General features: G+C 74.2%; 11 protein-coding genes and 3 tRNA genes. 6 read left to right on the top strand and 8 right to left on the bottom strand.

Annotated elements, in window-relative coordinates; all coding sequences use genetic code 11:
- Positions 1-101: 101 nt before the first annotated feature.
- The gene (locus ACGF15_RS12535; protein WP_392798381.1) at positions 102-1,001 is read left to right on the top strand and encodes a phosphoribosylaminoimidazolesuccinocarboxamide synthase; all 900 of its coding nucleotides are present in this window, start codon (positions 102-104) and stop codon (positions 999-1,001) included.
- 360 nt (positions 1,002-1,361) lie between these two features.
- On the opposite strand, the gene ACGF15_RS12530 is transcribed toward ACGF15_RS12535, so the two are convergent.
- The 8 genes from ACGF15_RS12530 to ACGF15_RS12495 form a co-directional block, all read right to left on the bottom strand.
- Positions 1,362-1,434, bottom strand: a tRNA-Gly gene (locus tag ACGF15_RS12530).
- 22 nt (positions 1,435-1,456) lie between these two features.
- Positions 1,457-2,071, bottom strand: coding sequence for a response regulator transcription factor (locus tag ACGF15_RS12525; RefSeq protein WP_345616284.1), 615 nt, complete (start codon positions 2,069-2,071; stop codon positions 1,457-1,459).
- Entirely contained in the window at positions 2,068-3,459 is a 1,392-nt protein-coding gene (locus ACGF15_RS12520; protein WP_392798378.1) for a sensor histidine kinase, read from the bottom strand. Before ACGF15_RS12520 ends, ACGF15_RS12525 begins: the two co-directional genes overlap by 4 nt.
- 134 nt (positions 3,460-3,593) lie before the next feature.
- A complete protein-coding gene (locus ACGF15_RS12515) occupies positions 3,594-4,367 on the bottom strand; it encodes an ABC transporter permease (protein WP_362609307.1) in 774 nt (257 codons plus the stop codon).
- A complete protein-coding gene (locus ACGF15_RS12510) occupies positions 4,364-5,410 on the bottom strand; it encodes an ABC transporter ATP-binding protein (RefSeq protein WP_392798374.1) in 1,047 nt (348 codons plus the stop codon). The genes ACGF15_RS12515 and ACGF15_RS12510 overlap by 4 nt, the downstream gene beginning before the upstream one ends.
- 149 nt (positions 5,411-5,559) lie before the next feature.
- Positions 5,560-5,632: transfer RNA gene (locus ACGF15_RS12505), tRNA-Gly, on the bottom strand.
- Positions 5,633-5,711: 79 nt separating this feature from the next.
- Positions 5,712-5,783, bottom strand: a tRNA-Gly gene (locus ACGF15_RS12500).
- A gap of 119 nt (positions 5,784-5,902) precedes the next feature.
- A complete protein-coding gene (locus ACGF15_RS12495) occupies positions 5,903-6,238 on the bottom strand; it encodes an Lsr2 family protein (protein ID WP_256526240.1) in 336 nt (111 codons plus the stop codon).
- A 279-nt stretch (positions 6,239-6,517) separates the two neighbouring features.
- On the opposite strand from ACGF15_RS12495, the gene purS reads away from it, so the two are divergent.
- The 5 genes from purS (at position 6,518) to ACGF15_RS12470 (ending at position 11,583) form a co-directional block, all read left to right on the top strand.
- Positions 6,518-6,763: a phosphoribosylformylglycinamidine synthase subunit PurS gene (gene purS / locus ACGF15_RS12490; RefSeq protein ID WP_256526241.1), complete on the top strand. Its 246-nt coding sequence runs from the start codon at positions 6,518-6,520 to the stop codon at positions 6,761-6,763.
- Positions 6,760-7,467: a phosphoribosylformylglycinamidine synthase subunit PurQ gene (gene purQ, locus ACGF15_RS12485; RefSeq protein ID WP_345616289.1), complete on the top strand. Its 708-nt coding sequence runs from the start codon at positions 6,760-6,762 to the stop codon at positions 7,465-7,467. Before purS ends, purQ begins: the two co-directional genes overlap by 4 nt.
- Positions 7,464-9,713, top strand: a complete 2,250-nt coding sequence (purL, locus tag ACGF15_RS12480) for a phosphoribosylformylglycinamidine synthase subunit PurL (RefSeq protein ID WP_362609315.1) — start codon at positions 7,464-7,466, stop codon at positions 9,711-9,713. The genes purQ and purL overlap by 4 nt, the downstream gene beginning before the upstream one ends.
- 222 nt (positions 9,714-9,935) lie before the next feature.
- The gene (locus tag ACGF15_RS12475) at positions 9,936-10,727 is read left to right on the top strand and encodes a sterol carrier family protein (protein WP_392798369.1); all 792 of its coding nucleotides are present in this window, start codon (positions 9,936-9,938) and stop codon (positions 10,725-10,727) included.
- 79 nt (positions 10,728-10,806) lie between these two features.
- Entirely contained in the window at positions 10,807-11,583 is a 777-nt protein-coding gene (locus ACGF15_RS12470; protein ID WP_392798366.1) for an META domain-containing protein, read from the top strand.
- Positions 11,584-11,892 lie beyond the last annotated feature (309 nt).

The raw sequence follows: 11,892 nt of genomic DNA, 5'->3' as shown, positions 1-11,892 counted from the left end.
GCCCGGCGGGCGGTCGGCGCGCGGCACGGCGCCCCCTGGTCGGGAGAGCCCCGCCGGTACGGGAGAATCGGTGCCGTCGTACTGAACCACGGGGAGGAACCGTGTCCGGATTCGTCGAAAAGCCCGAGCCCGTCCAGGTGCCGGGACTGGTGCATCTGCACACCGGCAAGGTGCGCGACCTGTACCGGAACGAGGCGGGCGACCTCGTGATGGTCGCCAGCGACCGCATCTCCGCGTACGACTGGGTGCTCCCCACCGAGATCCCGGACAAGGGGCGGGTGCTCACCCGGCTGTCGCTGTGGTGGTTCGACCGGCTGAAGGACCTGGTGCCCCACCACGTCCTGTCCACCGAACTGCCCGAGGGCGCTCCCGCCTCCTGGGAGGGCCGCACCCTGGTGTGCCGCTCGCTGCGGATGGTGCCCGTGGAGTGCGTGGCGCGCGGCTACCTCACCGGGTCGGGACTGGCCGAGTACGAGCAGTCCCGGACCGTCTGCGGCCTGGCGCTCCCCGAGGGGCTCGCCGACGGGTCCGAGCTGCCGGCGCCGATCTTCACCCCGGCGACCAAGGCCGCCGTGGGCGACCACGACGAGAACGTCAGCTACGAGGAGGTCGCCCGCCAGGTCGGCGCCGAGACGGCGGCGCTGCTGCGCCGGACGACGATCGACGTGTACGCCCGGGCGCGGGACATCGCCCGGGACCGCGGCATCATCCTGGCCGACACCAAGTTCGAGTTCGGCTTCGACGGGGACACGCTCGTCCTCGCCGACGAGGTGCTCACGCCGGACTCCTCCCGCTTCTGGCCCGCCGACGCCTGGGAGCCGGGGCACCCGCAGCCCTCCTACGACAAGCAGTTCGTCCGCGACTGGCTGACCTCGCCGGCGTCCGGCTGGGACCGCCGGAGCGAGGAGCCGCCCCCGGCGCTGCCCGAGGAGGTCGTGGCGGCCACCCGGGCCAAGTACCTGGAGGCCTACGAGCTGCTGACCGGCACCGCCTGGTCCTGAAGGGCCGGCGCGCGGCCTCCGGCACGCGCGCTGCGTTGCCGGGGCCGTCCGTGTGCCTCGGGTACGAGGACGCCCCTCCGCCGTGCGAGGGTGCGCACCGGAGGCCGCGCACCGCGCCCCACGGGCGGACGGTGCAACGGCCTGGCGCGCGCCGACGGCGCCGGGCCGCCGCGCACCGCGCTCCGCCGTGGGGCCCGGTCCGGCGTTCGCGATCGCCCTGGGCCCGGCCGGTGCCGGGCCGTGCCGCCGGGCCTCCCGCGGACCTCCTCCCCGGGGCCTGCGGGAAGCCGGGGAAGCGGGTGCGGTGGAGGAGGGGGGCACGACGAAGCCCCCGGCGAGATCACCGGGGGCTTCGAACCGAGCGGACGACGAGATTCGAACTCGCGACCCTCACCTTGGCAAGGTGATGCTCTACCAACTGAGCCACGTCCGCATGCGCCGTAGCGCGGAGCCCACTATACCCAACCTTTCTCCCGAGCGAGACGCGCCGCGGAGTGGCGGTTCTCGGCGCCGAGCTTGGAGACCGCCGAGGAGAGGTAGTTGCGCACGGTTCCCGGGGACAGCGAGGCCCGGGCGGCGATCTCCGCGACGGGCGCCCCGTCCTCCGCCAGGGCCAGCACCTCGGCCTCGCGCGCGGTCAGCGGGGAGTCGCCCGCGGAGATCGCGTCGGCCGCCAACTCCGGGTCCACATAGCGGTTTCCCGCATGGACGGTGCGGATGATCTCGGCGAGCCTCCGGGCGCTCACGGTCTTCGGGACGAAGCCCCGCACCCCCGCGGTCAGGGCCCGCTTCAGGTGCCCGGGGAGTCCGTGGCTGGTCACGATCAGGCTGCGGCACCCGGGCAGTTCGTCCCTGAGGTGTGTGGCGACCGTCACGCCGTCGGCGCCCGGCATCTGAAGGTCCAGCACGGCCACGTCCGGCCGGTGGGCCCGGGCCATCGCCAGGGCCTCGGGCCCGGTGGCGGCCTCGGCGACGACGACCAGGTCGTCCTCCAGGGCGAGCAGGGCGGCGAGTGCGCCCCGGATCAGGTGCTCGTCGTCGGCGAGCAGGACGCGTACACGCGGGTTCACGCGGGCTCCTTCGGCTCGGTGCCCGTGCGGAGCGGTTTCCGCCCCGGGGCGCTTCGGTGCTCTCCCGGGGCCCGCCGGGGGCCCGGCGGCCGGGGCACGGGGCCGGCGCTTGGTGCCGCTGTCCCCGCTCCCCCGGCGCCGGGGTTCTCGGGCCCCGGCAGCGGAACACGGGCGGCGACCCGGAAGCGGTCGCCGCCGAGCGGGCCGGCCTCCAGGCTGCCGCCGACCGCGGCGAGGCGTTCCCGCAGCCCCGCCAGACCGGAGCCCGGGCCGACGGGGGCGGCGGCCCGGGCTCCCGCCCCGTCGTTCTCGACGGTCAGGACCGCGCTCCCCTCGACGAGGCCGACCGAGATCGTGCAGTGCCGGGCGTCGCCGTGCCGCAGGATGTTGGTGGTGGCCTCACGGACCACCCAGCCGAGCGCGGACTGGACGGCGGCGTCCAGCGCGGACAGCTCCCGGTCGCCGCCGTGGGCCCGCGGGACGGCCCCCCGGTGCGGGGCGGTCAGCACCGTGCACCCGATGCCGGCGGCGGCGAGCACGCTGCTCGCCCCGTCCAGTTCGGCCCGCAGGTCGGCGTCCCGGTAGCCGCGCACCACCTCGCGCACCTCGCGCTGGGACTCCCGGGCGATCCGCTGGACCTCGGTCATCTGGTCGGCGGCCTCCGGCCGTCCGCGGTGCGCGAGTTCGACGGCCAGCTCGCTCTTGAGCGCGATGACCGCGAGGTTGCGGCCCAGCACGTCGTGGAGGTCGCGTCCGAAGCGCAGCCGCTCCTCGGCGACGGCCAGCCGGGCTTCGACGTCCCGTGCCGCGTGGAGCTTCCACATCACGGCGAGCACCCACAGGGACACCCGGACCGTGACCGCGAGCCATCCGGTGATCAGCCCCACCGTGACGGCGACGGCCACCGCGTCGCCCGCCCCGTACCCGGCCCCCGGCAGCACCGCGGCGAGCACGACGAGGGCGAGCACCTGGTGCAGGGCGACCGTCCGGGCCCTCGGCAGCAGGCAGTGGCCGCCCGAGAGCGGGGCCAGGCAGCAGCCGAGGAGCAGCGGGAGCAGCCCCTCCGGCACGGTCGTCCCCGCTGCCACCACCGGTGCCGCCAGTCCGGCGGTGGCGGCGGCGCAGAGGGCGAGCAGCCGCCCGGGGTAGGCCCTGCGGCCGAGGTACGCCTCGATCGCGGTGCGGGCGAGGCGGTGGCACAGGACGCCGTTGACCAGTGCGAGCAGCAGGACGGCGGAGACCAGGAGCGGCCGCCCCGCGGCGCTGACCAGGAGGGCGGCCGCCACCAGGACGACGCACAGCACCGCGCCCCAGTGGATCGCGTACACCGAGCCGCGCGTGTACAGGTCGACCTTCGCCGCTCCGCTGCGGCCGCTCCAGAGCCCCACCCGGTCCCTCCTCCTCGTCCGCCCCGTCTTCCGCCCGCCGGTCCGCGGTCCCCGCGCCCCCGCCGGTCCGCGGTCCCCGCGCCCCCGCCGTCCGGGGTCCCCCTCGCCCCGGACGCCGGGGGCGGGGCGGACGCTCAGCGCCGGGGCTCCCAGCGGAACCACCGTCGCACAGCGAACACCCCCAGCAGCGTCCAGGCCAGAGCCCCCAGCACCGCGGTGGCGAGCTCGGCCGGCTCGGCCCCGCCGGTCCACCCGGCCCTGACCAGGGTCATGGCCCCGGTCAGCGGCAGCAGCTCGCACAGCCGGGCCAGCCGGTCCGGCAGGAGGGCCAGCGGGAGGACCAGGCCCGAGCCGACCGAGGAGAGCAGCAGCATCGGCAGTGTGGTGATCTGGGCGCTCTCCACGGTCCGGGTCACGGCGGACGTCGCCGCGGCCAGGACCGCCATCAGCACCACCCCGAGGAGCACCCCGGCGGCGAGCAGCCACGGCCGCTCGGGCGCTCCGGTGCCGAGGAGCGCCGCGCCCGCCGCACCCAGCGCGGCGCACTGGGCGAGTGCCAGGGCGGCGGCCGGGAGCGCCGAGCCCGCCAGGATCTCCGCGTCGGACGCCTCCCCCGTGCGCAGCCGCTTCAGCACCAGGTCCTCGCGCCGTGCGACATAGGCGGAGACCAGGTTCATATGGACGACGAGGACGAGGGCGAGGCCGGTGCCGCTCGTCATCAGCGCGGTGTCGGGGTCGATGCCGGTGCCGGCCAGGTCGAGGCTCCCGAGGGAGTTCCTGACCGCGACCACCATCAGCGCGGGCAGGGCCAGCGCGACGAAGAGCGAGGACCGGTTGCGGACGAGCAGGGTGATCTCCGCGCGTCCCAGGGCCGTCAGCCGTCCCGCGGTCGTCGTCGTGGCCGTCATCGGGCCCTCACCGTCCTGTCGTTGTCGTTGCCGTTGCCGTGGGCGGGTGTGCCGCCGAGGTCCGGTGCGCCGCCGCCGGGGGTGCTCCCGCCCGCGTGCCCGGCGATGTCCAGGAACGCCTCCTCCAGCGAGGCGGAGCGGGCGTCGAGTCCCTGCAGCCCCACCTCCGCCTCGGCCGCCCACCGGAGCAGGGCTCCGAGGTCCTCCTGGAGGCGGTGGGTGCGGATCTCGACGTGCCGGCCGTCGGCGGCCGCGTGGAGCGAGAGCGGCAGCCGGGCGGGGGCGACCTCCTCGGGCAGGCTGAAGCGGATGCGCGCCGGGCGGCCGGCGGTCACCTCGGCGGGCGTGCCCGAGGTGACGACGAGGCCCTGGTGCATGATCGCCAGCCGGTCCGCCAGCGACTCGGCCTCCTCCAGGTAGTGCGTGGTCAGCAGCACCGTGGTGCCGCCGTCCCGGAGGGCGCGCACCAGCTCCCAGGTGTCGCGGCGCCCCTCGGCGTCGAGGCCGGTGGTCGGCTCGTCGAGAAAGAGCACCTCGGGACGGCCCAGGAGCGCGAGGGCCAGGTCGAGCCTGCGGCGCTCGCCCCCGGAGAGCTGCTTGACCCTGACCCCCGCCCGGTGTCCGAGGCCCACCAGCTCCAGGGCCTCGGGCACGGGGCGCGCTCCGCTGGTGCAGCCGGCCCACATCCGGGCGGTCTCGGCGGCGGTCAGGTCCGAGGGGAAGCCGCCCTCCTGGAGCATCACCCCGATACGGGGGCGTACGGCGGCGCGCTCCCGCCAGGGGTCGCGGCCCAGGACGCGGACGGTGCCGGAGCCGGGCGGGGCGAGCCCTTCGAGCAGTTCGACGGTGGAGGTCTTGCCGGCCCCGTTGGTCCCGAGCAGGGCGAAGACCTCGCCGTGGCGGACGTCCAGGTCGATGCCGCGGACGGCCCGGTACCCGCCCCTGTAGGTGCGGTGGAGGCCGCGCGCCTCGATCGCGTGCTCCTCGGGCCCGGATGCGGAGCGAGCGGCTTCGAGTGCGCTCCGGAGTGTGGCGTCGGTCATGCCACCAGGCTTCCGCCGCCCGTGCGGCGGCGGCAGTGCGTGCTGTCATCGCCGCCCGTGACGGATGTCATGGGTCCGGGCGGGAGGTGCGCGGTGCACGCGGAGACGACGAAGGCCCCGATCGTGATGATCGGGGCCTTCGTGCCACGAGCGGACGACGAGATTCGAACTCGCGACCCTCACCTTGGCAAGGTGATGCTCTACCAACTGAGCCACGTCCGCAGTGCCTCCGCTCGGCTTTCACCGGGCGGCGCGTTCACCACTGTACCTGATCCACAACGGTGGTCGGTAAGAGGTGGAGAGCGGGTGACAGGAATTGCACACTGCGCCTTCCCCCTGGAAGGGGGATGTTCTACTACTGAACTACACCCGCACGATCCTCGGTTCGGGCCTTTCGGCCTCTCCCCTCGGCGTGCTCCAGACTCTAGCCGATCATCGGGGGGGTCGTGCAAGTCGGATCGGGTGCGACGGCCCCCCGCCGCTCCCGGAAGCTCAACTCGCCGCGCGGAACGCCTCGTAGACGTGCTTGGGGATGCGCCCCCGGGCGGGGATGTCCATCTTCCGCGACTGCGCCCAGGCGCGGACGGCGGACGGGGCCGGTTCCACCGCGGTGTGGCGGTACGCCTCGGGTGCGGGCCTCCGCCCCGCGCCCCCGGACCGCTTCCGGCCCGCGGCCAGGTACGGTGCCAGGGCCTTGCGCAGTTTCTTTGCATTGGAGGTATTGAGGTCGATCTCGTACGACTTCCCGTCCAGGCCGAACATGACCGTTTCCGCCGCTTCTCCTCCGTCGATGTCGTCGGAGAGTGTGACGACTACTCGCTGAGCCACGGATATCGGTCCTTTCCCTGCGGTGTCACCGCTTCTGACGTGCCAGGACGCCGGATAAGCGGTCGGCGAGGAGCAATGCTGCTTTCCTCTGCATTCCTTTGTACAGCGGCGGGCGGCGCATTGTGAAGCCCCGGCAATTCGCTGCGCGTGTCCGCGGCAAACCCCCTCGGCATTCCTATCCGGGATTTCCGTGTGGTGTCCAAGGATATCTACTCGCGTAGATTTCTCGGCCGGGTACGCTGAGGGAACCGCCCTCGCAACACACCACCGGGAGTGCCCGTGGCTCGCGTCGTAGTCGACGTCATGCTCAAGCCCGAGATCCTCGACCCCCAGGGGCAGGCGGTGCAGCGTGCACTGCCCCGTCTGGGATTCGACGGCATCGCGGACGTACGTCAGGGGAAGCGCTTCGAGCTGGAGGTGGACGGGACGGTCGACGACGCCGCCCTCGCCCGCATCCACGAGATGGCCGAGACCTTCCTCGCCAACACCGTCATCGAGGACTTCGTCGTGAGGGTCGAATCGTGACCTCGCGTATCGGAGTCGTCACCTTCCCCGGAACCCTCGACGACCAGGACGCCCTGCGCGCCGTGCGCGTGGCCGGCGCCGAGGCCGTGCCGCTGTGGCACCGCGACAAGGACCTGCACCAGGTCGACGCGGTCGTCCTGGCGGGCGGGTTCAGCTACGGGGACTACCTCCGCGCCGGAGCCATCTCCCGCTTCTCGCCGGTGATGGAGACGATCATCGAGCAGGCCAGGGGCGGCATGCCGGTGCTCGGCATCTGCAACGGCTTCCAGATCCTCACCGAGGCGCACCTGCTGCCCGGCGCGATGCTCCGCAACAACCACCTCCACTTCATCTGCCGCGACCAGCGGCTGACGGTGGAGAACGCGGCCACGGCCTGGACCGCCGACTACGAGCAGGGCCAGGAGATCTCGGTCCCGCTGAAGAACATGGACGGCCGGTACACCGCCGACGAGCGCACTCTGGACGAGCTGGAGGCCGAGGGGCGCGTCGCGTTCCGCTACACCGCCGGCGGGGACGCGGCCGACGGCTACGGCAACCCCAACGGCTCGCTGCGCGACATCGCGGGCATCACCAACGCGGCGGGCAACGTCGTGGGCCTGATGCCGCACCCCGAGCACGCCGTGGAGCCGCTGATCGGCACGGGCGGCACGGACGGGCTCGGATTCTTCACCTCGATCCTCAAGAAGTTGGTCAGCGCCTCATGACTCTCGACACGGTCAAGCACGCCTCCGGGACGCCTGACGCGGAGCAGCCCTGGCGCGAACTCGGGCTCAAGGAGGACGAGTACGCGCGCATCCGCGAGATCCTCGGCCGCCGGCCCACCGGCGCCGAACTGGCCATGTACAGCGTCATGTGGTCCGAGCACTGCTCCTACAAGAGCAGCAAGGTCCACCTGCGCCAGTTCGGGGAGAAGGCCCCCGAGAACGACGCCCTGCTCGTCGGCATCGGCGAGAACGCGGGCGTGGTCGACGTCGGCCAGGGCTACGCGGTGACCTTCAAGGTCGAGTCGCACAACCACCCCTCGTACATCGAGCCCTACCAGGGTGCGGCGACGGGTGTCGGCGGCATCGTCCGCGACATCCTCGCCATGGGCGCCCGCCCGGTGGCCGTCGTCGACCCCCTGCGGTTCGGCGCCCCCGACCACCCGGACACCAGGCGCGTGCTGCCGGGCGTGGTCGCGGGCATCGGCGGCTACGGCAACTGCCTCGGCCTGCCGAACATCGGCGGCGAGGTCGTCTTCGACTCCTGCTACCAGGGCAACCCGCTGGTCAACGCCGGCTGCATCGGCGTGATGAAGCACGAGGACATCCACTTGGCCAAGGCCTCCGGCCCCGGCAACAAGGTCATCCTCTACGGTGCCCGCACCGGCGGCGACGGCATCGGCGGCGTCTCGGTGCTCGCCTCCGAGACCTTCGACGACTCCAAGCCCGCCAAGCGCCCCGCCGTCCAGGTCGGCGACCCGTTCCAGGAGAAGCTCCTGATCGAGTGCACCCTGGAGATCTTCCGGGAGAAGCTCGTCGCGGGCATCCAGGACCTCGGCGGCGCCGGGCTGTCCTGCGCCACCTCCGAGCTGGCCAGCGCCGGCTCCGGCGGGATGCGCGTCGAGCTCGACCGCGTCCACCTGCGCGACGCGACGCTCTCGCCCGAGGAGATCCTCATGAGCGAGTCGCAGGAGCGCATGTGCGCGATCGTCGAGCCCGACAAGGTCGAGCGCTTCCTCGCCATCTGCGAGAAGTGGGACGTCATCGCCACCGTGATCGGCGAGGTCACCGAGGGCGAGCGGCTGGAGATCTACTGGCACGGCGAGCAGATCGTCGACGTGCCGCCGCGCACGGTCGCCCACGAGGGTCCCGTCTACGAGCGTCCCTACGCCCGCCCGTCCTGGCAGGACGCCCTGCAGGCGGACGACGCGAACGCGCTGCCCCGCCCGGCGGACGCCGAGGAGCTGCGGGCCCAGGTGCTCAGGCTCGTCGCCTCGCCGAACCAGGCGTCGAAGGCGTGGATCACCGACCAGTACGACCGCTTCGTGCAGGGCAACACCGTGCTCGCCCAGCCCGAGGACGCGGGCATGGTGCGCATCGACGAGGAGTCCGACCTCGGTGTGGCCATGGCGACCGACGGCAACGGCCGGTACGCCAAGCTCGACCCGTACACCGGGGCGCAGCTCGCCCTCGCCGAGGCGTACCGCAACGTCGCCGCGTCGGGAGCCAGGCCGCTCGCGGTCTCGGACTGCCTGAACTTCGGCTCCCCCGAGGACCCGGACGTGATGTGGCAGTTCGCCGAGGCCACCCGCGGGCTCGCGGACGCCTGCCAGACGCTCGGCACCCCGGTGACCGGCGGCAACGTCTCGCTCTACAACCAGACCGGCGAGACGGCGATCCACCCCACCCCGGTGGTGGCCGTGCTCGGCGTGATCGACGACGTGACACGGCGCACGCCGATCGCGTTCGCCGAGGAGGGGCAGCTGCTCTACCTGCTCGGCGACACCCGTGAGGAGTTCGGCGGCTCGGCGTGGTCCCAGGTCGTCCACGACCACCTCGGCGGTCTGCCGCCCGCGGTGGACCTCGACCGGGAGCGGCTGCTGGCGGAGATCCTCATCTCGGCCTCCCGCGACGGCATGATCGACGCCGCGCACGACCTCTCCGACGGCGGGCTGGTCCAGGCGGTCGTCGAGTCCTGCCTGCGCGGCGGGAAGGGCGCCCGGCTGGTCGTGCCGGACGGCCTGGACGCCTTCACCTTCCTGCTCAGCGAGTCGGCCGGGCGGGCGATCGTCGCCGTGCCCCGCAGCGAGGAGCTGCGCTTCACCGACATGTGCGGCGCGCGCGGGCTGCCCGCGACCCGGATCGGTGTCGTGGACGGCGACGCGGTCGAGGTCCAGGGCGCCTTCGGCATCCCGCTCGACGAGCTGCGCACCGCGCACGAGGAGACGATCCCGGGCCTGCTGGCCTGACGCGCATCGGCGCGGCTCCGCCCCCGGAGCCCCCGAGCCCCGCCCGGCACGGCGTCCCGCGCCGCCGGGCGGGGCTCCGCCGTGCCCGGGCGTGCCCCGCCGCCCGGCTCTCCGGCCGCGTGGTCCTGCCCTGCCCGGGCCCCCGGGTGCCGCGCGGGCCCCTGCGCGGTGCGATCCTTCGCGCGGACCCCGCGACGCACCGCCGGGCCGTAGGGTCGGGCCATGCCCCCTGCCGCCAAGCGCCCCCGCTCCTACGACCATGCGAAGGTCGTGGCCGCGGTCCTCGCCCAGTTCTCCCACGTCCGCGCGGCGGTCGGGCGGCTGACGCCCGAGCAGCTCGCCCTGCCCACCCGGCTGGGGGAGTGGACCGTGCGCGAACTCTGCGCCCACATCGCGATGGTGGCCCAACTCGCGGCCGAGAGCCTGGAGCGGCCCGAGCCGCGCACCCGGGATCTCGCCCTGCTGGACTGGCCGTTCGCCACCTCCACCGCGGCCTCCGCAGTCGACGGGGACACCCGCTCCTTCGCCGGGCTCGGGGAGGCGGACGAGCTCTGCGCACGCACCGCCGAGCGGATCGGGGCCCTGCTCCCCGGTTCCCCCGCCGACCGGCTGGTCCCGATGCGCTTCGGCGGGATGCGGTTCGGTGACTACCTCGTCACCCGCACCGTCGAGCTGGTGGTGCACACCGACGACCTGGCCGCCGCCACCGGACTGGAGATCCCCTACGACCGGCAGGCGCTCGCCGCCTGCACCCGGCTGCTCGCGGACGCCCTCGCGGTGAAGGCGCCGGGCGGTTCCACGGAAGTGCGGATCCCGCCGTTCGCGGTCGTGCAGTGCATCGAGGGACCGCGCCACACCCGGGGCACTCCCCCGAACACCGTGGAGACCGATCCGCTGACCTGGGTCAGGCTCGCCACCGGGCGGGCCGTCTGGCAGGAGGAGCGGGACGCCGCCCGGGTCCGGGTCCGCGGCGAGCGGGCCGACCTGGGGCCGCTGCTGCCGCTGCTGGGCTGATCCCGGCCGCGGGACGGAACCGCTCCGGACACGGGGCCGTCCCAGCGGCATGCGTCCTCGGCTGAGCCTTCCCGTCCTCGTGTCCGTCCTTCTCCTGCCGCTCGCCGCCTGCGGCGAGCAGACGTCCTCCGGAGCGGCCTCCTCCGCTGTTCCCGACCTCCCCCTGTCCGGGGTGCGGTGGTCCGTCGACGCCGTCACGGTGGACGGCCGGCGCATCCCCGCCCCCGCGGGCGCCCACCTGGAGGTCGGCGACGAGGGCCGGGCCCGGGGGGACTACGGCTGCAACCGCTTCGGGGCGCAGGTGGGCGTCGAGGGCGACACGGTGACCGTCAGTCCGGGCGAGGTGACCGAGAAGGCGTGCGCCGCGGACGTCCAGAGCTTCGAGGACGGCCTCCGCGCCCTGCTCACCGGCGCACTCACGGGCGAGCTGGCCGACGACCGGCTGACCCTCACCGACCGGCACGGCGACCAGATCGCGCTCTCGGCCGCCCGGGAGCCCGCACTGGTGGGCACCGAATGGACGGTCACGTCCCTGGTGGAGGGGGAGAGCGCCGCCTCCCTTCCCGAGGGCACGCGCGGCACCGCCGTGCTGGCCTTCGCCGAGGACGGCACGGCCGAGGGGAGCCTGGGCTGCAACCGCTTCACCGCCGATGCCCGGATCACCGGCGACTCGGTGGTCCTCGGGCCGGTCGCGGCCACCAGGAAGCTCTGCGACGGCCCCGGGATGGAGCTGGAGCGGGCACTGACGGCCCTGCTGGAGTCGGGGGCGCTGCGGTACCGGCTGGACCAGGGTGCGCTGACCCTCACCGCCGGGGACGGCACCGGCCTGGTGGCCTCGGCGGACCCGGAGCGCTGAGGGTCCCGCGGCCGTCCGGGCGCCCCCTAGCGTCCTGAATATGGGGGTATGTCGCTCCGTGGAGGGCTGGGCGGGGATGTGAACTAGCGCACGCGGCCCCGTTCCGGCTCCGAACGGCCGGTGGCGCCCCCGCCCCCTCGTCCCGGAGCGGCTCCCGGCGGCGCCGGCCGCACCCGCGCCGCCCGGGGCCTGCCTGGGGAGTCGGCCCCCGTTCCGCTATCCGGACGGCCCGCCGGACGCCCGGGTGATCTTGTCCGGGGGTGCCGGAGAGGCCCGCGGGCACCTCGGAATCGGGGGTTCCGGGACGCG

The organism is Streptomyces sp. NPDC048001 (assembly GCF_043203115.1).
Lineage (GTDB): Bacteria > Actinomycetota > Actinomycetes > Streptomycetales > Streptomycetaceae > Streptomyces > Streptomyces sanyensis.
Note: the sequence above shows the minus strand (reverse complement) of the source record. Positions and strands in the feature narration are given on the sequence as shown.

Bases quoted from the DNA above. Each gene is read 5' to 3' on its own strand.
- ACGF15_RS12475 (WP_392798369.1), top strand. From the start codon at position 9,936: ATGCCCCCTGCCGCCAAGCGCCCCCGCTCCTACGACCATGCGAAGGTC.
- ACGF15_RS12510 (WP_392798374.1), bottom strand. From the start codon at position 5,410: ATGACCGACGCCACACTCCGGAGCGCACTCGAAGCCGCTCGCTCCGCA.
- ACGF15_RS12515 (WP_362609307.1), bottom strand. From the start codon at position 4,367: ATGACGGCCACGACGACGACCGCGGGACGGCTGACGGCCCTGGGACGC.
- purL (WP_362609315.1), top strand. From the start codon at position 7,464: ATGACTCTCGACACGGTCAAGCACGCCTCCGGGACGCCTGACGCGGAG.